Below are 24,324 nucleotides of genomic sequence, written 5' to 3' on the forward strand. Positions count from 1 at the left end.
AAATTGTAAAAAATTGTGCGATTTTCTTCTCGATTTTCTTCTAATTGCTCAAAATTGCCGTGCTGCTTCCGCGAGTAAAGTCTAAAACAGCTCCAGCGAGTTGAGTGTGATTTTGCAAAGTCGGGTCGCTTGCAAGAATCGAAGTTGCGCACTGCCTTGCGTCTGCAATAATATGCGCGTCTTTAACAACTCGTAGCAGCTTTAAGCTTGATTTTCCGCCAGACTGACTGTCTCCTAAAACATCTCCAACGTTTCTAAGCTCCAAGTCTTTTTGCGCGATTACAAAGCCATCTAGCGATTCTTCTACAACTTGCAAACGCGCTGCCGCCAACTCGTTGTCTTGAGCTGCAGATACCAGAAAAGCCCATGATTGCGTACCAGAGCGCCCCACTCGTCCCCTAAGTTGATGAAGCTGCGCAAGCCCGAATCGCTCTGCGTTAAAAATCACTATGCAACTTGCTTTTGCAACGTCTACACCAACTTCGATTACAGTTGTAGAAACCAAGATTTGCACTTTTCCGCTTTCAAAGTCGCTCATAATTTTGCGCTTTTCGTCGTCACTTGTGCGGCCTGTAAGCTCAGCAAATTTGACGCCACTAAATTGAGAGAGGTTTTTAAGACGAGTTGAAATTTGCGATACTGTGTGAACTTGAATATCGGTTTGCGCTTGCGTGTTAACTTGCGAATCGTTTAGTGGATTAGATCCGTATGCGCCAAAATCGCCAGCAGCCGCACCATAATGCGAATCGCCACTATCGCCATTATCAACATCGCCATTATCGTCATCATCTATTCGCGCACAAACAACGTACGCGCGATCCCCTGCGTCAATCCTGGAGCGAATGTGGCTAAACATAGCTGCCATTTTTGCAAAATCCAACTCGTTTATAACAAACGTGCGAATCGGCTTGCGGCCGCCTGGAAGCTCCGTTAAGTAAGACGCGTCTAAATCGCCAAACCAAGTCATCGCAGCAGATCGTGGAATCGGCGTAGCTGTCATAACAAGAAGATGAACATCCGCATTATTGCTCATTTTGCGTATAAGCGAGTCGCGCTGCTCAACGCCAAATCTGTGTTGCTCGTCGATTATAGCCAGCGCAAGGTTTGTGGGCTTAAAACTGGCGGAAAATGCGGCATGAGTGGCCACTATAATCGCAGGCTCGCCGCTTGCCACTTTTGCCAGGGCGCTTCTTCGATCCGCCAGCTTCATTCCGCCTGTTACAAGCGTAATTTCAACGTTTATGTGTGCGCGCGCAATCATTTTGCGCAAGTTTTCGGCGTGTTGATGAGCCAGCACTTGAGTTGGCGCAACAAGAACCGCTTGATGGCCCGAACCAACAGCTTGAAGCATTGCGCTCATTGCAACAACCGTTTTACCAGAGCCGACTTCTCCTTGCAAAAGGCGACGCATTGGTTTTAATGGGGACTCTGCGGCTGCTGGCGATTCGTCGGTTGCTTGCGATTCGCCCTGCGCGCCTTGCATATCTTCCGTAATCTCGCTAATAACGTTTTTTTGGCCTTCCGTCAACGCAAATGGCAAACTTTCTTCAAACTGCTGCCTTAAATCGCCATTGTTGCATTTATAAGCAGAGCCTAGACGCGAATTCTCGCGCGATTGCAAAACAGCGATTTGAGATATAAACGCTTCTTCAAAACGCATTGTGTTGATTGCGCGCGCAAAGTCCTCTTTGTTTTGCGGATTGTGGATTGATTCAAACGCATCCGCACGGTGCATAAGATTTTTACTTACGATTACGGATTGCGGAAGAATGTCTGGCAGGGATTCAGGAAGGGATTCAGACAAAGATTCAGGCAAGGATTCAGGCGCAAAATCGCCACTATCGCAACTCTTAAAAAGTTGCAATAATCCTAAAATCGTCTCGTGAATATGGTCGTTAGAAATTCGCGAATTTGCGTGGTAAATCGGACGAGGAGCGCATAACTTTTCAAACGCTTCTTCAACACTTTGTGCAACAAAATCGACAGACGCGCTGGATCTCTCATCGTTGCTAGATTTCTCATCATTGCTCGACTTTTCATCATCGCTACGCGCCGCTAAAACGCTTATAACTTGCGGATGCGTAAATTGCAAAACGCCATTAAACGCGCCGCTCGTGCCGCCCACAACAACGGTTTGACCAACGCTCATGCGGCTGCTAACCCATTGAGCGTATTGCTTGCTTTTTGAAAAATAGACGATTTGAGCGCGCGAGGCATCTTGCGAAACGTTTACGTCTAGGCGGTACCCTCTTCGCGCATTCATTTGTACTATGTTTATGGACTGTATAATCGCGCAAAATGCCACTTCTTGACCTGGCAAAATTTGGCTTAAATGCGCGCGTTTTAGCGGATTTGTGACTCTAAACGGGTAGTACGTTAGCGCGTCTTTTACTGTGACTACACCTAGCGATTTTAAGGCAGACACGCGGCGCTTGTTGCTTACGATTGACGATATTGCTGTGTTTAGTGTTATGCGTGCTGCCATACTTCGATTATAATCGTTGCGCTACGATTTAAGCGAAAAATAGGGAAATAGAAAAAGCCCCGAGCACTGCTCAGGGCCTTACATTTAACACGCGATTCACGCTTCAACACGCTGAACCTTGCCTGCCTTAATGCATTTTACGCACACACGAAGGCGAACATTTTCGCCATCAATGGTGGTGCGAACTGGCTGAAGGTTCGGGCGGAAGGTGCGCTTATTGCGAATGTGCGAATGTGAAACACTGAAACCGGTCTGCGGTCCCTTGCCACATAATGCGCAACGAGCTGCCATAATGGACTCCTATTTTCTTTGACTTGCAAGTCTTGCGTCGCTCATCCATGCAAATCCAAACGCGACTAACCGACGCTAAATCGCATAAACAAATAAGCATGCCTGAACGCACAACTACACAAGTATATCACTACGCCAGACATTACAGCGCGCACGGCTTGCCATCAATCAAGATGCGCGAATTTTGGCGCAAATCCGCAACATTCTTACATCCAAGCAACGCCATAATCGCGCGAATCTGCGTCTTCCAATCCTCAATCTGCTCAACAAGCGCATCCTGTCCACCGCAAGTTAGCGTATGCAAGAACTCGCCAGCAACTCCAACTGCACTCGCCCCAAGCTTCAGCGCGCGCACAACATCAAGCGGCGTACGCACTCCTCCGCTTGCAAACACTTGCATTTGCGCACAACTGCCAGCAACCGCACCATCGCAAGAATCGCAAGAATCGTGCAAAATCTTATCGCATTGCGCTATGTCTAGTAACGACTCAACAGTGGTAAGCCCCCAAGAATCAAGGAACTCGTAGCCGCGCCCACGCCCACGCCGTGCATTTTCAATCGCAACAAAATTCGTGCCGCCGCGCCCACCAACGTCCACAGCGCGCACGCCCACATTTTGCAATTGCAGAACATCCCCAGCGCTCATTCCGCATCCAGTTTCCTTAACAACAACTGGCACTTTCATTGAATCAAGCGCGCGCACAACAGCCTCAATATTGCTAAGCCACGCGCTAAAATCGCGGTCGCCTTCGCTCATAACAAGCTCTTGCGCCGCATTAAGGTGGATTTGCAACGCGTTTGCTTGCAAAATTTCAACAGCTTTAATCGCCTGTTCAACGCTTGCCCCAGCGCTTACATTCGCCATAACAAATCCGCGCGGATTAAAGCGCCGAATCACGCTAAAAGTCTCTGCAAGACGCGGATTTTTAAGCGCTGCGCTTAGCGAGCCAGAAGCCATTGCTACACCAGTTTTTGCTGCCACTTTTGCAAGCATTGCGTTTATATTTTCGCCATTCTTGCTGCCGCCCGTCATTGCGTTAATGTACAGCGGAACGTCCCATTTTGCGGATTCTCCAAACACGCGCACGCTTGTATCTACATCGCTTAGCGCCAATTGCGGCAACGCATTTGGAATAAATCGCACTTGTTCAAAACCAGCGTCCGCGTGCGATTTATATTGTTCGCACGCAAGTTTTATGTGATCGTCTTTGCGCTGTTCAATAAGCGAAGAGTCGCGATTTTCATCAAATTCCGCGACTTTCAGATTAAGCGCCTCAATCCCACTTTTTTGCCATTCGTCTTTAATGAGATTAGCAACTGCATCAAAATCTTGTGCGCGCGCAATCGCAATTCCGCAATCTCCTCCGCCTGCGCCGCTTGTTTTGGATGGCAATCCTGCACTGTTGGCAACTTCGATTAGCTGCGTAAGTTTTGGTGTTTCGATTAGCGTTCCCGTGATTTCTCCAAGATTTTTTAGCAACGCACGATTTTGCGCGAATCCGCTTAATAACGCGTTAAAATCCCCATTTTCTAGCGCATTTGCGATTTTTTGCACGCATTTTTCGCTTTGCACGCAAAAATCTTCGTAAGTTTTAGCGTATGTTTCAGCGTATGTTTTATCAATATTATTCACGCTTAAAGTGCCGCTTGCCTCAGATTTCACTCCAGCTTTCACGCTTCCAACAAGCTCCGCGCTACTGGCAGGGCTCCCAGTCCAGCCAACTAAAAGTCGTAAGCTTGCGCCCACTTTTAAGCGTTTTACTTCAAATCGCGGCCATTTTCTTTGCATCAACTCGCACAAGCTGGAGTCGCCGCTTTCAATCATTTCGACTTCCGCTTTAAGCCATTCGCGATTGTACGCGCGATACAATACCCACCCACCGTATGAGCTTGCTGCCACGTCTCCGCCGCTTCCCGACTTTTTTACTAGCGAAGACGCGATTATGGCCAATTTGCACAATTCTGGCGTTGCAATCGCCAATCCGTACCATTCGCACAACGCGCGAACAGCAGCCACCGTTACTGCAGCCGAAGATCCAAGTCCATATTTTTTGCCACTTTTTTTATCGTCTAAATCGCTTTCAATGTGTACGTTGTATTCGCGCGCGCAACCCAGTGCGTCCTCCGCACCCAACACGCCCATCTCGCGCGCATATTCGTCCACTACGTTCATTGCGGAAATCACGTACGCGTAGTATTTTTTAATTTTTTCTACATTAGTTTGTTCTAGCGAATCGTTGGTTGCTTGCGATTTTTCCGCTGGCAAATCGCAAGCAACCGAGCGCGAATCGCATCCGCATCCATCATTTTTATCTAAAATAAATTCCTTGTTATTGCCAAAACGCGTGCCGTCACCGTTTCCGCCGCCAAACTTCCAATATAATGGCTCAAAATTTTTATCCTCACACGTAATTTTTCCGTAAAAATTCCTGCCGTAAAAATTCCTACTACATGCGCCATTTTCAAGAAAATCACAAGCTCCAGCCGCATCAACCGTAACTTTTACATAACGATTCACAGCTGCTACGATTGCCGCTCTTCCATCCACAACAGCGTATTCGCCTGCTATATAAAGCTTTCCAGGTGCTTCCGCTTGAAACTTAGTCATGATTTTCTCCGTACGCCGTTACGCTAACCGCATCGCCTGGGCGCGCAATAACAAACTGCGGATTGGATTGCGCTGATTCAACAGATTCCGCAAAATCCACATGAGACAAATCCGCCAAATCCGCCGATTTCTGCAACTCGCGCAAACTCTTAATCTCACTCAACACGCGCAAACTCAACTCATTTTTAACGCGCAAAGCATGCTCCGCGTTAGTTAAAACCTTAACATTTGGACCTGCGTCCATTGTAGCCCAAACAGGCCACCCCTCGCCGCGCATTTGATGCACAACTCTAAGCACGGCGTGCGATTCTTCGCTAAGGTAGTCAACGCTAGGATTGGCCGCGCGCATTGCAGCATGCATTCCTAAAGCGTTTCGCTCCGAAACCTCGCCCAAAGCCTCTAAATCACAGTTTTTAATCGCTTGCAAAGCCGTTGCAATGTCATCTTTACAACTTTCAATCCAACTTTTATAAAGCGGCGATGTTTCAACCGTTTGCCGCATTGCATTGCGGCTCGAAATCTTCTTTTTGCTTGTATTCAAAACAACAGCCACCATTGCAAGATTCAAATCTTTTGGCGATTCAATTGGCTCCGCATAACTTGTTTCGCTACTCACGCCCGCGTTCCACAACACCAATCCGCCATAAATCGACCTGCATGCCGACCCCGACCCTTTGCGCGATAAAATCGAAAGTTCGCGCGCGTTTAACCTAAGACCAGACGCATACGCTGACGCCGCAGCCAGCGCCGCAAAACCCGAGGCGCTAGACGCAAGACCTGCAGCCGTTGGAAACGTGTTTTTGCTTACGACTCGCGCATGGCTTTCGATTCCAGCCATTTTCCGCACCATGTCTAGTATTCTTACGATTCGCGCACGCTCTTCGCTTTGCAATAAATCGCCACTAAGCTCTGTGTTGTTTAAACAAACGGAGTCTTCTTTTAGAAAATCGTCAAAATGCACGCTAGTTTTAGTGGAAAATCCGCCTAAAGTCAAAGATAGCGAGGAAGAATACGGCAAAATAAGCTGCTCGTCGCGCTTTCCCCAATACTTGATTAGCGCAATATTTGCGTTTGCTTCCGCGATTGCGCAATGCGTTTGCATCGACTCGTCAAACGCTATTTTTGGCTCAATTTCAACGTTTTCCACAATAACCTTTCTATAACCTTTCTAACTGCCGATTTCCACAATCCACGTTTTGGCAGCACCTGCGCGCTCTAACGCCGCCGCCACTTTAACCGCATCCTCGTAACTTTGCGCAAGCGCTATAACGCAGCCGCCGCCACCTCCACCAGTCAGCTTTGCTCCCAAAGCACCACTTTTGCACGCAGCACTAACCAACTCGTCTAAAAGTGGCGTGCTCACGCCTAATTGCGCAAGAATCTTGTGCGCGCGGCTCATCTTAAGCCCAATATCCAACGGCTGCCCAAGCTCTAAATCCTCTTGCGCGCTAATAGCAATTTTCCCAAGCTGCTCTAGCATCGCATCAACCGCATGCGGATTCAAATCGCGCTTTTTGCGCAATGCTTCAACCGTATCACGCGTTTGACCCTTGCATCCCGAATCAGCCAAAACAAGCCACGCGTGCAATCGTATATTTATGTTGCTAAATTCGCCGCACAAAAATCGCACCGCGCGCGCCGAAGCAGTAGCCTTAGCGTCTAATCCCGATGCCTTCCCATGAGCAACATTTTCCGCCTCCTGCGTAAGCGCAAAAAGCTGATCCTCGCTGGCTTCAATCGCATAATAGTCTAGAATCGCGCGAATTACAGCGCCTGCAGCTGCAGCCGACGACCCCAATCCTCGCTCTGGCGGAAAATCGCAAGCTGTTTCCACTTGTAACGCTTCGCTGCGCCAATTTGCAAATTGCAAAGCCTTATAAATCGCGGTTTTAATGGAGTTCAAACACTTTGGTGCATTTTTTAATGGCCCGCAAAAATTCAACGCTTTAAGCGTTACGTAACTTTGAGCAAGCTCTTGCAAGCTGTTTTTATTAGGATTATTTTCGATTTGTGCAACTAGCTCGTCGGCTGCTTGCGACTTTTGCGCACCTGTGTTTAATGCGTTTTCTGCGTTTGCGCTCCTAACTGTTGCGCGCATCTTAAGATTTTTCAGCGGAAGAGCCACTGCACTGTAGCCATAAACAACCGAATGCTCACCAAAAAGAATTACTTTTGCGCAAGTCTGCCCAACGCCAATGCGATTGTGTATGCGATTATGTACGCGATTTTCCGCACTCTCACAAATATTCTCATTCTTGCAATCGCACGGATTGGACGCGTGGCGATTCGCTAAAGTGTTGCACTCAGTCACTAATCCTCCTTTGCGACGCACTGGTTCACTTATTGGCATTGCTTAATTGATGCGCGTTTAAGCTTATTTGCACAACTTTTATAATTTAGTAGCTAAAGCGACTAAACACCACGATTTGCGCAATACGCACACAACACATTCACATTTCCCGCTTCATGTAGTGCGTTTGTATCATAAAACACGTAAATCCAGTACAAACACACTACAGTTCTACGTGTTTATGTAGTGCGATTGTACTAAAAACACCAAAATCAAATACAAACACACTACATGACAGGTCGTCGTTCGCGCGGTCTAAGCGCGCGAACGTCTTCGCCGCACGTAAAGTCCACTGGACTTTACGTTTGAGCGGCTCAGCGCTCCGAATTGCCTTTTCGCTTAGAGCGTAGCGCGAAAACAAAAAAGCTCTGCGCAAGTCGCAGCAAGCAAAACTCGCCACAATTCGCACAGAGCCAATGCTTAAGATCAATCCAAATGGATTGCCTCCCATCGCAAATTTCGCAGAAATCCTGCAAGAATACGCAAATCCTGCAAAACTCACAAAATCACAATAACTTGCAAGAACTCACAAAACCCGCGTGGGAAGCTGGAACATGTTTAACTACTCAGCTACAACCTTAACAGTAAAGGAAGCGCTGATTTCTGGGTGAAGAGTCACAGTTGCTGGGAATTCGCCAGTGGTCTTGATTGCAGCAACGCTAATAGCGCGTGCTTCAACTGCGGCCTTTGGTGCCAAAGCAGCAGCAATCTTATCGGCGGAAATACCACCGAAGAGCTTGCCAGACTCGCTCACCTTAGCGGCGATTTCTACAACAGTGCCTTCGATTGCGGCCTTAGCTGCAACAGCCTCTTCGCGAGTGGCAACAGCCTTAGCCAAGCGTGCGCGACGCATCGCTTCAATCTGGGAAGCAGCGCCCTTATTCCACGCAAAGGCCAAGCCCTGTGGAATCAAGTAGTTACGTGCGTAACCAGCCTTAACAGTAATAACGTCACCAGAGTGACCCAAGTTTGCAACGGTCTTGGTGAGAATAACCTTGGTTTCTGCCATGTTCTATCCTCTCAATCAGCGACCAGTAGTGGCGTATGGGAGCAAAGCCATCTCGCGAGCGTTCTTAACGGCCTTCGCGATCTTGCGCTGTTCCTGTACGGTTACACCAGTAATACGACGGGAACGAATCTTGCCGCGGTCCGAAACGAACTTACGCAACAAAGCAACGTCCTTGTAATCAATTTCAGTAATCTTGGCAGCCTTCAAAGGATTTGGCTTCTTCTTAAAAGGCTTGACCGGTGGTTGCGGCCTCTTACGTGACATAGGATGTCCTCTCTTAAATGCGTTAAACTTTTGTTTTTGTTTATACGCTAAACTGATGTTTTTAATTGTAAAGTCGTATTTAGATTTTTACCAGCATTAGTTTTACAAGCAATAAGTCATATTCGCTAAACTATCTGCCCTAAAGCAGCGGCGACTAGACGCCATTAGCGCGCGCATAAAACTAGTAAACCAGTAAAACTAGAAAAACTAGAACTCTGGCTCTTCGTCTGATCCACCAAAATCGGAGCTAGCTCCAAACGTTGCAAATCCGCCGTTTGATGGAGCAGAAGCACTCCACGGATCTTCAACGTTTACGCCCTGATTAGCGCCATTTTGCGCATTCATACCAGCACCAACAGCCGCACTATTCGCATAATTCGCGCCGCCAGCATAACCGCCAGTGTATCCACCAGCATTCATACCAGCTCCAGCACCAGCGCCCTGATTGAATCCGCCATTGTTCCCAGCAAAACCGCCCTTCGAGCTCAAACGATTAACCTGAGCGGTTGCAAAACGCAAGGATGGCCCAATCTCATCAATCATCAAATCAATGCTGTATCGTTTTTCGTTGCTGTTTTTATCAACGTAGTTGTTTGCACGCAACCTACCTTGAACAATAACGCGCATTCCCTTTGTAAGCGTTTGCGCGCAATGCTCAGCTAAGTCACCCCATGCAACGCATCTAAGCGATAATGGCGTGCCGTTAACGTAGCTGTTTGTTCTTCTGTCAAAAGTAGAGGAATTAGAAACAATCGTAAAAGACGTTCTAACACTACCGTTAGAACTGGTAGCAGTCTCTGGCTCTTTAGCCAAATTACCAATCACCGTTATAACAGTTTCTCCAGCCATCGTAGCCTCTTTTCTATTAAGACTTGGAACAATTTAGTAAGACTTGGAACAATTTAGAGCATATCTAAAATAATTTTGACTATTTTCAAATCTTGACTTTACTTTGCTTTATTTCGCTTTACTTTGCGTCCTTGCGAAGAATCTTCGTGCGGACTACAGATTCGTTAAGGTTCAAAACACGGTCAAGCTCGTCACTAAGAGCTGGCTCGGCAGTGTAATTCACTACAACGTAGTTACCTTCGTTCTTGCCATCAATCTCGTAAGCAAGCTTACGGCGACCCCAATAGTCGGTACCATCAACGGAACCGCCCTCTTTGGTGACAAGCTCAAGATACTGCTCGGTCAACTTCTTAAGACCGCGCTCGTCAAGCTCTGGATCGGCAATGAACATCAGTTCATACTTATGTGCAGACATCACCCACCTCCTTCGGACTATTCGGCTGCGGGCTTTCCACAGCAGGAGTGTGTTTGCAAAATCGTTCGTAAATCAAGTTATTACACAATTTATTACGCGATTATTACGCAATAATTTTTGCATATTTAATTTTACGAACAACCTATTAAGTCTACATCATGCTTGCGACTCACCGCCGCACAGCTAATCAACCACACTAATGAGCGTAAATATTCCTATGCTTCATGTCTTCTGGAAGCGCGTTTCTAAGCGAAACAAGCGATCCAGACCTAAACACGGACCTAATTCCAGCAGCTAAAAGAGGCGCAATCGAAAGAACCGTCATGTTTTCTAAGCGCTTTTCTTCTGGAACAGGAACAGTATCCGTTAAAATGATTTCGCGCGCGCCGCAATTCTTAAGTCGCTCTACTGCAGGGCCAGAAAGCAGCGCGTGAGTTGCCACCAAAGTAACGGATTTTGCACCAGCGCCTTTAAGTGTGCGCACAGCTTCGCAAATAGTGCCAGCCGTATCGATCATATCGTCTACAACAATGCAATCGCGGCCTTGAATATCTCCAATAATTCCATGCGCTTCCGCGTGATTTGGCCTTGTTATATCGCGCGTTTTGTGAATAAACGCTAATGGCAATCCGCCAAGCTTTGCAGCCCATTGCTCCGAAACCTTGATTCGCCCTGCGTCTGGAGAAACAATCGTAGTGTTTTCTAGGCTCATAGTGTTGCGAACGTAGTCAATCAAAACTGGCATAGCAGTCAAGTGATCCACAGGACCGTCGAAGAATCCCTGCTCTTGAGCAGCATGCATGTCTACAGTCAAAATACGAGTAGCTCCAGCAGATCGGAACAAGTCAAACATAAGTCGCGCTGTAATCGGCTCGCGGCCTTGATGCTTTTTGTCTTGACGCGAATACCCAAAGAAAGGCGCAACAACGTTTATGCTTCTAGCGGATGCTCGCCTTAAAGAATCCACCATAAGCAGCTGCTCCATAATCCAATTGTTGATTGGATCTGTGTGCGCTTGCAAAACAAAAACGTCTGCACCTCGAACTGGTTGCGTAAAGCGCACATACATCTCACCGTTTGCAAAATCGTAGGCAGTTGTTTCCAGCACGTCTATTCCAAGGTAGTTGGCGGTTTCTTCCGCAAGTTGCGGATACGCTCTACCCGTTACAAGCATCATTTGCTTTTTTGGAGTGCCTTCAAGAATTGTTGACATATTTGCCTTCCCGTTTGCAAAATCAGTAAAAACGCATACGCGACTAGTCTAGCAGCATACAGCGCCACTATTCAAACGCGCGAACAACCTGCTGCGCATTGCCGTACGAGCTTTGCGCTCCAAATCCCATTGCTGCATACGCCGAAACGTAAGTTGCAACTTGCGCGCTTTGATCCAGACTAAATCCAGCTGCAAGTCCTGCTAAAACGGTTCCCATAAACGCGTCTCCGCAACCCGTTGTATCTACTGCTTTAACACGCTGAGGGCAAATGCGCACAGCCTTCTTGCCATCTTGCGCAGCATAGTCTAAAACAACCGAGCCTTCTGCACCAAGCGTTACAACTGCCTCGTCAAAGCCGTACTCGTGCATAATGCGCGCCGCATCATGCCAATCAAAATCGTCCCAATTTCCGTCTTCTGGCTCGCTAATTTTAAGCAATTGCGCCATCTCGTGCTCGTTTACAAGAAGTATGCTTGCGTTTTCAATCAATTCGCGTGGCAGCTCGCTTACAAAAGGAGAATTATTTAGCAAAACTTTTACGCCAGCCGCACGCGCAATTTTTGCCGCCGCCGTTACGGTTTCCATTGGGCTTTCTAGGCAAAGTCCTAAAACGCTTGCGCCGCAAATTGCTTGCTTAACATCGTTTTGGCTAATGTATTCCACGCTCACTTTTGCATTAGACCCTGGAGCGTAAACGATTGTGTTTTCGCCACCTTTTGCGTCTACTGTTATTACTGTTGCGCCACTTTTTACGCCTTCTACACGCAAAATTCTAGACGTGTCTACTCCAGCAGATTCTAGCGTGTTTAATAGGAATTTTGCATTTTCGTCGCTGCCTACCGCGCCAAACATTTGCACGTTTGCACCTATTTTTGCTGCAGAAACGGCCTGATTCCCCGATTTTCCGCCTGGAAGAACGCGCAAATCACTTCCGTTTACAGTTTCTCCAGGATTTGGGAGACGCTCTGCGACTATTGTGTAGTCTGCGTTCATGGAGCCTACTACAGCAACGTGATTGCTTGATTCGCCTATCTTTTTTAGCGCGCTAGCAAGCATTTCGCCGCTTAGTGGCGTAGTCTTTTCCATCATAAATCCTTTCGTAAAATTCCATTAATTCGTGATTTAAGCGTGATTAAGTATTAATTCAAGCCGCAATCAAATCACAATTTAACTTACGATTAACTCGCCTAATTCTTAAAGCTATGAACAGGCGCTGGAATTCTTCCGCCACGCGAAACAAACTCCTCGCAGCTTGCGGTATTTACTGACATAATAGGAGCGTACCCCATTAAACCGCCAAAATTAGCCATTTGCCCAACGCTTTTGCCTTCCACAGGTATTATGCGTACAGCAGTTGTTTTTTGATTTATCATGCCAATTGCTGCCTCATCCGCAATCATTCCAGATATTGTTGCAGCAGTTGTGCTTCCAGGAATCGCAATCATATCTAGCCCTACGGAGCATACGCACGTCATTGCTTCTAGCTTTTCTATTTTAAGGCAGCCAGACTTTGCAGCAGCAATCATGTTTGCGTCTTCTGAAACAGGTATAAACGCGCCAGAAAGCCCGCCAACGTAGCTGCTGGCCATTATTCCGCCCTTTTTAACTTGATCGTTAAGCATTGCAAGAGCGGCTGTTGTGCCAGGCGCACCAACAGTAGAAAGTCCGATTTTCTCTAGGACTTCGCCTACGGAATCTCCCACGGCTGGCGTTGGCGCAAGCGACAAGTCGATTATTCCAAACGGCACACCAAGCCTTCTAGATGCCTCTTGCGCAACAAGCTGACCGACTCGCGTAATCTTAAAAGCTGTGCGCTTAATCGTCTCGCACAAGAACGCAAAATCCTTGCCACGTGCCTCGTCTAGCGCGCGCGAAACCACGCCTGGCCCCGATACTCCAACGTTTATTACAGCGTCTCCTTCGGTTACGCCGTGGAATCCGCCTGCCATAAATGGATTATCGTCTGGAGCGTTGCAAAATGCCACAAACTTTACGCATCCGTACGAGTCGCGGTCTGCAGTCGCGCGCGCGATTTGCTTGATTACTCGCCCAAGCAGCTGAACGCAATCCATATCAATTCCAGTTCGCGTAGACCCCACGTTTGCGCTCGAGCACACAATATCCGTCTCGCTCAAGGCTTTTGGCAGCGATTCTATAAGCATGCGATCGGCAGCTGTCATGGATTTTGCAGGCAGAGCAGAGTAGCCGCCAATCAAATCTACTCCAACTTTTTTTGCTGCTTTGTCTAGCGCGTGCGCAATTTGCACAAAGTCGTCTGGGCTTTTGCACGCTGCTGCTCCAACTAGGCTTATTGGCGTTACGGTTATGCGCTTGTTTACAATCGGAATTCCGTAGTCGTGCTCAATCGCGCAGCCCGTGCTAACTAAGTCTTTTGCAAGGCGCGTAATCTTGTTGTACACGTTTTCGCACACTTTTTGCACGCTTGCGTCTGCGCAGTCTAGCAGATTTATTCCCATTGTTATGGTTCTAACGTCGAGCTTTTCTTGCTCGATCATGGAGTTTGTTTCGCTCACTTCCATAATGTTTAGCATGGGCTTCTCCTACTAATCCCTAGATTCTGTGCATGTTTGTAAATATTTCTGCGCGCTGGCAGTGTATGCTAACGCCTATTCCTTCGCCCAGCTTTGCCAATTCTTCGGCCAGCTCGCCAAATTCTACGCTTATTTCGTTTACGTCTACAATCATCATCATGTTAAAGAATCCGTTGACGATTGTTTGAGATATATCTAAAATATTCGCCTTGCTATTTGCTAAATGAGTCGTAACTTTTGCTATGATTCCTACAGCATCTTTGCCCACTACGGTGATTACGGCTTTGTTTTCATCATTATTAGTGGTGTTCATAATCACTCCTATTGGCTATATGTGATTTTTGCTGCGCAACAGCTATTCTATCTATTTTATGTGCCATTCGCGCGCGTTTTGCTCCTTATTTATACTATTGCCCGCCGCGTATAATCGCTTAGTTGTGCAACACGCCAAAATAACATATGAATAAATTTTCATAAAAGGTTAAAAATTTATAATAAAATCCTCTATATATCGTTATATCAACATAATATGCGTCAAATACCCCCCCCCATCAGTAAATTTTACACTTATAAACAACGTCACGCTTAAAAAATTTCACTCAAAAAACAAAAATACGATATAATATCTTGAATTGATGAATATTTATCTGTTCATGTAATTGGGCAAAGCTTGAATGCATGCATGTTAAGCACACATTAGCAATCGCAATGCATCGCATGCTCCATAAAGCGGACGAATAAAAGAAGAACACAAAAAGAACGGGGATTATTATGGTAAAGAGCACTCGCCAAAAGCACGCTCGCAATCAAGAGTATCGCTCATTTGCAAATGTAAGCGCCAATTTTAGTGCATCAACCGCGCGCAAACTGTCACTTAGCGCACTTACAACGGTTCTTACTGCAGCCACCTGCTTGGGCGGTCAGCCAATCCTCGCATCCTCTAATATTCTTCTTCCTCCAACTACAGCGGCTTTTGCGGATCAAGTGAGTAGCACAGACGCTGATCCTACTCCTTGGCTGCATACGCCGAATATTCTTGAGTATCAGCGCTACCGCTACCAAAATAGCAATGGTGACGCAGGTTACGTGAACACTGACGAAAATCATGATGACTACAACAAGGGCAACTACGACGACTTAAAGAACAAGACGGATATGTATGCGCATGTTAAAACGATAGGAAACGACCAGTACCTAGTCTTCGACGTGTTCTTTAACAACGACGGCAAGTCCATGCTTACATCGTCTAAAAAACAGCAATATGTGTGGCTAGTGCCTTATGCTGTTGCAGATTTAAACAATGGTGCTTATAAAGGCGATACCGTAACTGATTTACGATTTGATTTCTACAAGCGCAATGGCAGTTCACCTCAAACGTATGCAAACCTTTCTCATGATATTAAATTGTTTAATCATGAGGCAAGCAAATCGTTCGATCAGAATTTATTTAACAATGACCATGATTATAATGGCTCTACTTATAAGAATTCATTGAACGTTCGTAACGGAGGAAGTAGAGGACGAGACATATCCGATAACTTCCACGTTAACGAAAGAGATTTAGATGACGCTATTAAGAAGGCTATAGCTCCTGGACCAAGCCCTTATAGCGGATACAATTACGGCATTGGTATAACAACTGTTAATGTTGATTACGCTGTACGCATGCATTGCAAGGTAAAGCTGCGCCAAGGCGTAACAACAGACGACATTCAAAACGCTTTTACTTACGCAAACACAAGCTCTTACGGAAGAAATACACATTCTGCTTACACCTTCATTTCCGGACGAACTCACGACGAAAACTTCCCTCGCACAAAAAGCGATAATTTGCCTCCAAAGCTGTATTTTAATGGCAAGGAGCTTACAGACGACTCCAGTAGCATTACCGTATATCAAGGTGATAAGCAAAAGATTACTTTCGGCACGTCCGATAATAGCGAAAAAGTAACTAATTTCTCTGTAAAAGGATTCCCGGATAGCATAAAGAATGCAAACTTTGATGAGAATAATAAGGACGGTTATGACGCAACTGAAAAGAATCCTTACAAACACGAAATTAATGGCGTTAAGTTTGAGCACAAGGATGAAAAAAATAATCCAGTAAACTCCGACTACACGATTACAGTTTCTGCAACCGACGCTTCCGGCAACAAAGCAGAAAAGAAAGTCACTGTACATCTTAAGAACCTGAACCAGAAGTACAAGGCTCCAACCGCTACCCCACTTACTGTTGATTGGGGGCAGACGCTTACTGAAGATATGCTCAAGAAGCAGATAAAAGGCAATGATGGAAATGGTAAAATAACTTTTATTGGTAAGTTACCAAAGACAAATCTATCCGAAAGCCGTTTCAAACATTCTAAGAACACTCTGCAAGTCGCATCAAAAATCATATATGAGGATGGATCCTACCATCTAGTGAACATTCCTGTAACAGTTAAAAAACCACTCGCTTTTGAGCACGCACCAAAAGGTAGCGAGAACACTGTAACAGTTGGGGATAAACTTAAACAACCAAGCGATTACATAACACTCGAAAATAATTCTGGCAATACAGTTAAGCCGAAAAAAGTCGAATGGTACGGCAGAACACCTAATTCCAGCACAATTGGCAACTTTAATAACACTGTCAGAGTGCATTACACAGACGGTAGCCACAAAGATACTACTGTAACATTTAACGTTAAGCCGAAGACACCTGTTATTGAAACAGATTTAACCGGTCGCGCAAAAATTAAAAACCAGAAAGTAGTAGTAAACGTCGGCACTGGGTTTATACCAGGTGCCACAAACAAAGTTACATTATACGATGCCAACAATAACGCAATTGGCTCTACTACCGAAATCAAAGACGGTAAGGCAACTATTACTGTAGCTAATGGCATACCTGCAGGAAATGTGTATGCGATTACAAGCAGTTCATACAACAATCATCAGGATAAACATACAAATACCTTCAATTTATCTTCCGATAAAAGTGAAAATCATCAAGCTACAGAAGATAAACAAAATCCAACACTTACAGCAAACGACGCAACTGCAAAAGTTGGAGAAAACTTAATCTTTAATCTTGAAGCAAAAGATGATATTAAAATTGACGACTTCAATATTGCAACTCCATTATTACAACTTGTAAATAATGATTTTTCACGTTTGAAGATCGATTACCAAGGAACACAAGATAATCCAAAAGATCGCAAAGTAAAAATTACGATACTCGGCATGAAGTCAAACGAAGTTGGCGAACACAAGCTTAAGTTCTCAGTTACCGATGCTGCTGGAAACAAAACTGAGAAGGAAGTTAAGCTAACAGTTAAGCAACCTTACGAGCTAAAAGCAAATCCTATTACCGTTGACTTAGGTCATAATCTTACTGATGATGATGCTAAGAAAATATTTGAAAACAGCAAGAATGTTCCTTCTGGGACAACATACACTTGGGTTACTAAACCTGAAACAAACTCAACTGGGAAAGAAAAGCAAGGCACAGTAAAAGTCAGCATTCCTGGAGGAGAAACTAAGGAGATTCCTGTAGCCGTAACAGTTCAAGATAAAGTGAAACCAGTAATAAGGGTGTACAAGAAAGGTCCTGGTGACACTTGGACTGAAGTAACCGAAAAGGTTACTGAAGGCAAAACAAGTTACACAAAGATTGACACGTACCACGGCGACAAGTGCGAACTGAAAATAACAGCAACAGACAACAGTGGCAACGTTACAGATTTGAATATTAATAGTTTATTAACAGGCTTGTCTTCATCTGATTTTGAGTCAAAGAAAGGCGCTGGTTCCGAACAAGATCCTCGAGCTATAAAGATTGCAGGAAATGTGCCGAATGGCACGGCTGCCGGAGCGTACTCTAGGACTCTTGTAGCAGTTGATGGCTCTGGAAATCAAACGAACTTCCCAATTCGCTTTATTGTGCACAATCAAGCAGATAAATTCGGCAAGATTACTCCAAAGGATATAACTCATAACATTCCTGAAGATGGAAACAATAATAATCACCCAAAGGCTGAAGATGGTATATCCGAAGCTAGCAAGAAAGATTTGCCAACCGGTACAACGTATTCTTGGGTTAAGGAACCAGATTGGAATAAGCCTGGCAAAAATACAACTGCTACAATTCGCATAACGTTCCCGGATGGTTCTCACGTAGACGTTTCACCAAAGCTTACTGTTACGGATACTATTAAGCCTGTTATTGAAAAGCCTGATTTAGGAACAGCAAAACATGGAAGCAAAGATCATTACTTACTGAAAGTTCATCGCGGACAGAAGTTTGACCTTACACTGAAAGTTCACGACAACACTGGCAAAATAGTCGGCGCAATCTTGAATAACAATGTAACTGACTGCGGAATTACTAAAACTAATTTAACAGTTGACAATGCAGACCACCACAGTGTTAAGAACCCTGCTATTGTGCATATAACTGGCACAGCACCAACCGACGAAGTAGTAGATCAACATTGGAGCCGTACTGTTACTGTAACAGACGAGGCTGGTAATAAATCTGAACTCCCTATTCAGATTGCTGTATATACAAGCGCGGAGGAACACACTGCAACCGCTACGCGTATTATTAAGCAAAGCGGTAAAAAAGTAACAGAAGACGATATAAAGAAAGCAGTAACAACTGACTATACAAATAAAGACAAAACTAAGAAACCAGTAGTTTCTGTAAAAGCTGGCCAAACTTTACCAAATGGAAACACTCCTGGAAACTCCACAATAACAGCTATTGTTACTTATCCAGATGGTTCTACAACAGAAGTCGAAGTGCCTATTACCATCCAAGAGCCAATGAGTAAGACCTATAAACCTACTACAAACGAGGTTGATAAGTCTTACGGCTCTACTAAGAAGCAAATAGAAGATTCCATAACAAGCACTTCTACTGGCGGCGGAATATCTTGGCCTAAGAACAAAATTCCTGCAGGAACAACAATTAAGATTGCAGACGAAACCAAGATTCCTAGAGGAACTGAACCTGGCATATATGAAGTTCCTGTAAAGATAACGTATAGCGATGACTCTGTTGGTTATGCAACAGTAAAAGTTAAGATTAGCGAGCCGCAGAGCAAGAGCTATAACCCACAAGGCAATACGCTTACGTTTGATTACAACTCGAAGCCAAAGACTGACAACATATCCGGTAAAATTACTGGTGTTGGCAAGGATAAAGGCATTAGTCTTAAAGATAAGCAGGGTAAGGATACAGCGCTTCCTACTGACGCAAAAGTTGCCATTGACAACACACATAACATTCCAGACGGAACTAAAGCCGGCACGTTTGATATTCCTGTAACCATTACGTATAAGGATGGTTCAGAAGATCATACAGTTGTTAAGGTAACAATTGGCGAACCACAAAGCGAAACAAATAAGCCAACTGTTACTGATATAACGAAGAAGTATGGCGAAAAATCTAATAAAGATGAAGTAAATAATCACGTTACTTTTGACAGTAGTAAGCCTAAACCAACCGTAACTGTTGAAAATGCTAACGATATTCCAAATGGTACAACTCCTGGCGACGTAAATATTAACGTTAATATTGAGTATCCTGATGGCTCCAAATCTCGCGTTACAGTAAAAGTTACTACTGGAGATCCTGATACCAAGACTTACGCACCAAGCGCAAACGAAGTTAAGAAAAACCGTAGGGATAAGATTACTGCTGCGGATATCACTGGTGCTGTAAAGACTTCTACAGTTGATGGCAAGCCTGCTCCAACAGGAACAACAGTAGAGCTTGTAAACAAAAACAACTTGCCTGATATGACTAAGACTGGCACAACTAATGTTCCTGTTAAGGTCACATACCCAGATGGGTCAGAAGTTGTTCTTGAAGTTCCAGTGGTAGTTAAGGACACTGACAAGGATATTTACACGCCAACGTCTTCTACACTAGAAAAGCCTTACGGCTCAACTATTAGCGAGAAGGATATTGCTGATAAGGTAACAGTTCCACACTTTGTTGGAGATGCAACTAAAATCTCTTACAAAGTCAAGGATACTAAGAAGATTCCAGGAGGAAACTCAGAGCCTGGAGCTTACACAGTACCTGTAACAGTAACTTATCCGGATGGCACAAGCGAAGATGTGGACGTAAACGTCACAATCTTGAATAAGGATTCCGACTCTTACGAACCAACCACTACAACTCTTACGAAGAAGCACGGCGAAACGATTAGCAATGCCGATATTACTAATCAAGTAAGAGTTCCTAACTATCCAAGTGGCAAAAAGCAACCGACTAAGACTGTGGGAACTGAAACAACGCTTCCAAATACGAATACTCCAGGTGAAAGCGATGTGCCGGTTACTGTTAAATACCCAGATGGTACGACCGACACTGTAAATGTTCATGTGGTTGTTAAGGATGCGGATGCGAATACGCATACTCCACAAGCTGAACCACTTGAAAGAAATATCGACAGCGGAAAGCCTTCGGATAGCGACATTACAAGTAAGGTTACGATTCCTAATTGGCCAGCAGGCGAAAAAGATAATCCAACTTACTCTATTGCTGATAGTGATAAGGCTCAGATCCCTGCTGGAGATAAGGCTGGCAAGTTTGAGGTGCCTGTAACGGTTACGTATCCGGATGGATCAAAAACCTTGATCAACGTGCCTGTAATTATTAAGGCTCCAAAGCCACAAGCGAAAACTGGCATGACTGTGCCAAAGGGTGCGGAACCTAAGCCAGAAGACATGATTTCTAATAAGGATAAGTTCCCTGATGGCACCATCTTCGAGTGGACCGAAAAACCAGACACATCTGAGGAAGGCAACAACAAGTCCGGAAAAGTAAAGATCACTATTCCTGGATCTACTACTCAAGAAGTGCCAGTAAAGGTTAACGTTGTTGACCCAAGTGCATCTGAAGTCAACGTGCCACAAAAAGGCAAGTTGCCAGATGCTAAGGATGTTATTAAGGATTCTAGCGAAACGAATAAGTATCCTAGCGGAACTACCTTTACATGGAAACCTGAGAATACACCAGATACCAGCAACTCTGGAAAGAAAGATGGAGTTATACTAGTCACCCTACCAGGCCAATCCCCTGTAGAGGTGCCTGTAACAGTGAACGTTACGCCAAATCCAGAAACGAATGTTGTTAACGTGAAGGTTGGCGACAAACTTCCAGACGCATCGAAGGGTATTGCTAATAAGGATAAGTTCCCTAAGGGAACCACCTTCGACTGGAAGAAGGATGACGAGCCAAAGACCGACAAGACGGGTCCTGCTACTGGCACTGTGCTCGTTCATATCCCAGGTGTGAAAGATCCAGTGAAAGCCAAAGTTACTGTGAACGTAAACCCTGCGCCTACAGCGCAGGACACCTCCGTCATTCAGAACAGCGATCCAGATCCTAAGAACAGCATTAAAGACAACGATAAGTTGCCTAAGGGAACCACCTTCGAGTGGAAGAAAGATGCTGCTCCAAAGACCGACAAGACTGGTCCTACTACTGGCACTGTGATTGTAAAGATTCCAGGGCAAGATCCTCAAAAAGTGCCTGTAAAAATTACTGTTACAGCATCTCCTGAAGGAAAAGACGTAACCGTGCTGCAAAAGAAGGATGATGACGCAACTGACACTACTCCTAAGCCAGAGGATGTTATTAAGAATCATAAGGATCTACCTAATGGTGCTAATATCTCTTGGACAAAGAAACCAGACACGTCACACGTTGGCAACCAGCCAAGCGTTGTGACTATTACGGTTCCAGGAATGACTCCTGTAGATGTGCCTGTAAACGTGCTTGTTGTGCCAAATCCAAAAGGCAAGACAGTGAGCGTGCCAGTAGGCGCTAATCCAAAGCCGGAAGACAGCATTGCTAATAAGGATGAATTACCTAAGGGAACCACATTCACCTGGGCAACTGGAGAAAATGGTACGCCAGACACCAATACAGCTGGAGACAATAAGAGCGGCACTGTTGTTGTAAATATTCCAGGCATTGAGAAGCCTGTGAATGTAACAGTAAAAGTAAACGTTGTTGATAAAGATAAGCCATTTATTAACGACGGCAAAGCTGAGAATAAGCCTGTCGATAAAGGTTCTGAAACTAATGGCAAGACCACTATTACTGGTAATGCAACACCTGGAGCAACTATTACGGTTCAAGATGATAGTGGCAATGCTTTGAAGGACGATAAAGGCAACGACATAACCACTAAGGTGGACGATAATGGCCACTTTACGGTTGATATTCCTAAGCAAACGCCTGACACAGCTCTCAAGCTTGTTCCAAGCAATGGCAAAGATGAAGGCGAAGCTACTACCGTAACCGTTATTGCAAAGCCAAAAGCTCCTACAATCACCGTTCCTTCGGAAAATGAAGGCGGAAAGACTGGAGACGGAAAAGTAATAGTAACGCCTACAAAAGATGACAGCGCAAAAGTTGTTACGATTGTGATTACAGCTAAGCCAAATCCGCTTAACGGCCCAGAGCAGCCAGTTCGCACGATTGTTGTTAAGAAAGATGATACCGACGGCAAGTGGAAGATTGACGGCCCTTATCCTAGCGGCGTAGAGGTTGATGAAGCTACCGGCAAAGTTACGATTCCAGCAAAAGACTTGGAGGACGGCAGCACGATTACTGCTGTTGCTAAGGATAAGGATGACCACTCTTCGGATAAAGCGGAGAAAACAACTGGCTTTAAGACTCCGCAGATTACCGGACAGTCTATAGCAGACGAGCCAAGCGGCAGCGGTAGCGAAAGCGGTGGAGATCAGGGCGGAAGCCATGGAAGTCAAAAGATTACTGGCAAAACCGATGTTCCAGGCGCAACTATTACTGTTACCGACAAAGATGGAAAGCAAATCGGAACCGGTAAAGCAGATAAAGATGGAAACTTCACTATTACTATCAACAAGCAAACGCCTGGCGCGATTGTAAACCTTACGCCTACAAACGGCGAAGGTGATTTTGCAAAGACTGGAAACACTGTTGAAGTAACGGTTGGCGGAGATATTGCCGTTCCACGCATAGACACGCCTGCAGACGGAAGCGCCACAATAACACCAAATCTTACGGATACGCGCGTAGATAAGGTTGTTATTACGTATACGCCTGAAGGCGACGGAAGCACGCAGCAAACTGTTACAATCACCGTTATCGCCGAGGGCGATATGCGCGTGTGGAAGATTGACGGCACTGCTCCTAACGGCGTAACTGTTGATCCAAAGACTGGCGTTGTTACGATTCCAGCTGCAAACGTTAAAGACGGAAGCACGATTACTGCTGTTGCAAAGAAAAGCGGAGATAGCACTGCTGGAGGCTCGTCTAGCACCGTTACAGGCACGATTGCGCAGCCTGGAGGCAGCGGTAGCGGTAGCGATGATGGTAGCGATAGCGGCGAAAGCGATAGCGGCGAAAGCGATAGCGGCACAAACGAAAGCGGAAGTCACACCAATAATGGCAGCAACGCAAACAACACCAACAACGCAAACAAGAATGGCAACAAAAATGACGTAAGCGGCCACAATGGCGGCAATAATCATGGAAACCAATCTCGCAATAGTGGATCTAATAGTGAATCTAGAAGAGGTAAGGGTGCGCTAGGTAATACTGGCGTTGGTGTTGCATTAAGTGCTCTTGCGTCTGCGATGCTTGCTGGCATGGGTGCTGCAGGAAGGGCTGTATCTCGCCGCAAGAAGCGCAACTAGCTAGCACGCGCTAAGTAACTATAAACCAACAAGCAAAGGCCTGGAGCGATTGCTCTGGGCCTTTTCTTACCCGCTTTTTTGAATTCTGCAGCTAACCTGCGCGAACGATATTTCCGCACTTTGTACCATATTCCACCTAAATTACGTACAAAACCCGGAAAAAACTTCCGCATTTTGTACCATATTTGACCTAAAAATGGTACAAAAAGCGGAAAACAGATCGTGTCGTTCGCGCAGCCTAAGCGCGCTAACGTAAATGAGTAAAAAAAAAACGCGGCAAAATACCGCGAAAACAAACATATTGTGGGTGATATAGGAATCGAACCTATGACCCCTTCCGTGTGAAGGAAGTGCGCTAGCCGCTGCGCCAATCACCCAAAATTTTTTTAATTATGCGTGAAAGGCAATCCTTTCGAGTGGGCGATACAAGGTTCGAACTTGTGACCCCTTCCGTGTCAGGGAAGTGCGCTACCACTGCGCCAACCGCCCAGGTTGTTTATTAAGCTAACACGCTCAATCGAGGTGGGTACGAGAGTCGAACTCATCTATACGGCTTTGCAGGCCGCTGCCTAACCGCTTGGCTAACCCACCACAAGGCCG

General features: G+C 45.5%; 14 protein-coding genes and 3 tRNA genes. 1 reads left to right on the forward strand and 16 read right to left on the reverse strand.

The window, feature by feature from the left end:
- Positions 1 to 40: 40 nt before the first annotated feature.
- The 13 genes from NYP55_RS03000 to NYP55_RS03060 all read right to left on the reverse strand — a co-directional run bounded on the left by NYP55_RS03000 (position 41) and on the right by NYP55_RS03060 (position 14,350).
- Positions 41 to 2,485 (reverse strand): ATP-dependent DNA helicase RecG, encoded by a 2,445-nt coding sequence (locus NYP55_RS03000; RefSeq protein WP_472781560.1) that lies wholly within the window; start codon positions 2,483 to 2,485, stop codon positions 41 to 43.
- A 96-nt stretch (positions 2,486 to 2,581) separates the two neighbouring features.
- Positions 2,582 to 2,776, reverse strand: coding sequence for a 50S ribosomal protein L28 (gene rpmB, locus NYP55_RS03005; protein WP_004128912.1), 195 nt, complete (start codon positions 2,774 to 2,776; stop codon positions 2,582 to 2,584).
- 142 nt (positions 2,777 to 2,918) lie between these two features.
- Positions 2,919 to 5,384: a type 2 isopentenyl-diphosphate Delta-isomerase gene (gene fni / locus NYP55_RS03010; protein WP_415697457.1), complete on the reverse strand. Its 2,466-nt coding sequence runs from the start codon at positions 5,382 to 5,384 to the stop codon at positions 2,919 to 2,921.
- Positions 5,377 to 6,531, reverse strand: coding sequence for a diphosphomevalonate decarboxylase (mvaD, locus tag NYP55_RS03015; protein ID WP_415697456.1), 1,155 nt, complete (start codon positions 6,529 to 6,531; stop codon positions 5,377 to 5,379). The genes fni and mvaD overlap by 8 nt, the downstream gene beginning before the upstream one ends.
- Before the next feature lie 21 nt (positions 6,532 to 6,552).
- Positions 6,553 to 7,695, reverse strand: coding sequence for a mevalonate kinase (mvk, locus tag NYP55_RS03020; RefSeq protein ID WP_472781561.1), 1,143 nt, complete (start codon positions 7,693 to 7,695; stop codon positions 6,553 to 6,555).
- A 601-nt stretch (positions 7,696 to 8,296) separates the two neighbouring features.
- The gene (gene rplI, locus NYP55_RS03025) at positions 8,297 to 8,743 is read right to left on the reverse strand and encodes a 50S ribosomal protein L9 (protein ID WP_472781562.1); all 447 of its coding nucleotides are present in this window, start codon (positions 8,741 to 8,743) and stop codon (positions 8,297 to 8,299) included.
- A 15-nt stretch (positions 8,744 to 8,758) separates the two neighbouring features.
- Positions 8,759 to 9,007, reverse strand: a complete 249-nt coding sequence (rpsR, locus tag NYP55_RS03030) for a 30S ribosomal protein S18 (RefSeq protein ID WP_004105399.1) — start codon at positions 9,005 to 9,007, stop codon at positions 8,759 to 8,761.
- Positions 9,008 to 9,214: 207 nt separating this feature from the next.
- Positions 9,215 to 9,856: a single-stranded DNA-binding protein gene (gene ssb, locus NYP55_RS03035; RefSeq protein WP_060785657.1), complete on the reverse strand. Its 642-nt coding sequence runs from the start codon at positions 9,854 to 9,856 to the stop codon at positions 9,215 to 9,217.
- 118 nt (positions 9,857 to 9,974) lie between these two features.
- Positions 9,975 to 10,271 (reverse strand): 30S ribosomal protein S6, encoded by a 297-nt coding sequence (rpsF, locus tag NYP55_RS03040; RefSeq protein ID WP_004131822.1) that lies wholly within the window; start codon positions 10,269 to 10,271, stop codon positions 9,975 to 9,977.
- Between the two features lie 196 nt (positions 10,272 to 10,467).
- The gene (locus tag NYP55_RS03045; RefSeq protein ID WP_004131821.1) at positions 10,468 to 11,484 is read right to left on the reverse strand and encodes a ribose-phosphate diphosphokinase; all 1,017 of its coding nucleotides are present in this window, start codon (positions 11,482 to 11,484) and stop codon (positions 10,468 to 10,470) included.
- A 67-nt stretch (positions 11,485 to 11,551) separates the two neighbouring features.
- Positions 11,552 to 12,574: a ribokinase gene (locus NYP55_RS03050; protein ID WP_472781563.1), complete on the reverse strand. Its 1,023-nt coding sequence runs from the start codon at positions 12,572 to 12,574 to the stop codon at positions 11,552 to 11,554.
- Between the two features lie 98 nt (positions 12,575 to 12,672).
- Entirely contained in the window at positions 12,673 to 14,037 is a 1,365-nt protein-coding gene (locus tag NYP55_RS03055; protein ID WP_472781564.1) for a DUF711 family protein, read from the reverse strand.
- A 19-nt stretch (positions 14,038 to 14,056) separates the two neighbouring features.
- A complete protein-coding gene (locus NYP55_RS03060) occupies positions 14,057 to 14,350 on the reverse strand; it encodes an ACT domain-containing protein (RefSeq protein WP_004131818.1) in 294 nt (97 codons plus the stop codon).
- A gap of 458 nt (positions 14,351 to 14,808) precedes the next feature.
- On the opposite strand from NYP55_RS03060, the gene NYP55_RS03065 reads away from it, so the two are divergent.
- Complete coding sequence (locus NYP55_RS03065; protein WP_472781565.1) at positions 14,809 to 23,724, forward strand: Rib/alpha-like domain-containing protein; 8,916 nt, start codon at positions 14,809 to 14,811, stop codon at positions 23,722 to 23,724.
- Positions 23,725 to 24,028: 304 nt separating this feature from the next.
- Here NYP55_RS03065 and NYP55_RS03070 read toward each other — a convergent pair.
- The 3 genes from NYP55_RS03070 to NYP55_RS03080 form a co-directional block, all read right to left on the reverse strand.
- Positions 24,029 to 24,101: transfer RNA gene (locus NYP55_RS03070), tRNA-Val, on the reverse strand.
- Between the two features lie 40 nt (positions 24,102 to 24,141).
- A tRNA-Val gene (locus tag NYP55_RS03075) sits at positions 24,142 to 24,213 on the reverse strand.
- 31 nt (positions 24,214 to 24,244) lie between these two features.
- Positions 24,245 to 24,315 (reverse strand) — tRNA-Cys (locus tag NYP55_RS03080).
- Positions 24,316 to 24,324: the final 9 nt, after the last annotated feature.

Source organism: Gardnerella sp. c10Ua_31, assembly GCF_055700915.1.

What these genes read in the sequence shown, in the direction of transcription:
- NYP55_RS03065 (WP_472781565.1), top strand. Translation starts at nt 14,809, where the DNA reads ATGGTAAAGAGCACTCGCCAAAAGCACGCTCGCAATCAAGAGTATCGC.
- rpmB (WP_004128912.1), bottom strand. Translation starts at nt 2,776, where the DNA reads ATGGCAGCTCGTTGCGCATTATGTGGCAAGGGACCGCAGACCGGTTTC.
- ssb (WP_060785657.1), bottom strand. Translation starts at nt 9,856, where the DNA reads ATGGCTGGAGAAACTGTTATAACGGTGATTGGTAATTTGGCTAAAGAG.
- NYP55_RS03050 (WP_472781563.1), bottom strand. Translation starts at nt 12,574, where the DNA reads ATGATGGAAAAGACTACGCCACTAAGCGGCGAAATGCTTGCTAGCGCG.
- fni (WP_415697457.1), bottom strand. Translation starts at nt 5,384, where the DNA reads ATGACTAAGTTTCAAGCGGAAGCACCTGGAAAGCTTTATATAGCAGGC.
- rpsF (WP_004131822.1), bottom strand. Translation starts at nt 10,271, where the DNA reads ATGTCTGCACATAAGTATGAACTGATGTTCATTGCCGATCCAGAGCTT.
- NYP55_RS03045 (WP_004131821.1), bottom strand. Translation starts at nt 11,484, where the DNA reads ATGTCAACAATTCTTGAAGGCACTCCAAAAAAGCAAATGATGCTTGTA.
- NYP55_RS03060 (WP_004131818.1), bottom strand. Translation starts at nt 14,350, where the DNA reads ATGAACACCACTAATAATGATGAAAACAAAGCCGTAATCACCGTAGTG.
- rplI (WP_472781562.1), bottom strand. Translation starts at nt 8,743, where the DNA reads ATGGCAGAAACCAAGGTTATTCTCACCAAGACCGTTGCAAACTTGGGT.
- rpsR (WP_004105399.1), bottom strand. Translation starts at nt 9,007, where the DNA reads ATGTCACGTAAGAGGCCGCAACCACCGGTCAAGCCTTTTAAGAAGAAG.
- NYP55_RS03000 (WP_472781560.1), bottom strand. Translation starts at nt 2,485, where the DNA reads ATGGCAGCACGCATAACACTAAACACAGCAATATCGTCAATCGTAAGC.
- NYP55_RS03055 (WP_472781564.1), bottom strand. Translation starts at nt 14,037, where the DNA reads ATGCTAAACATTATGGAAGTGAGCGAAACAAACTCCATGATCGAGCAA.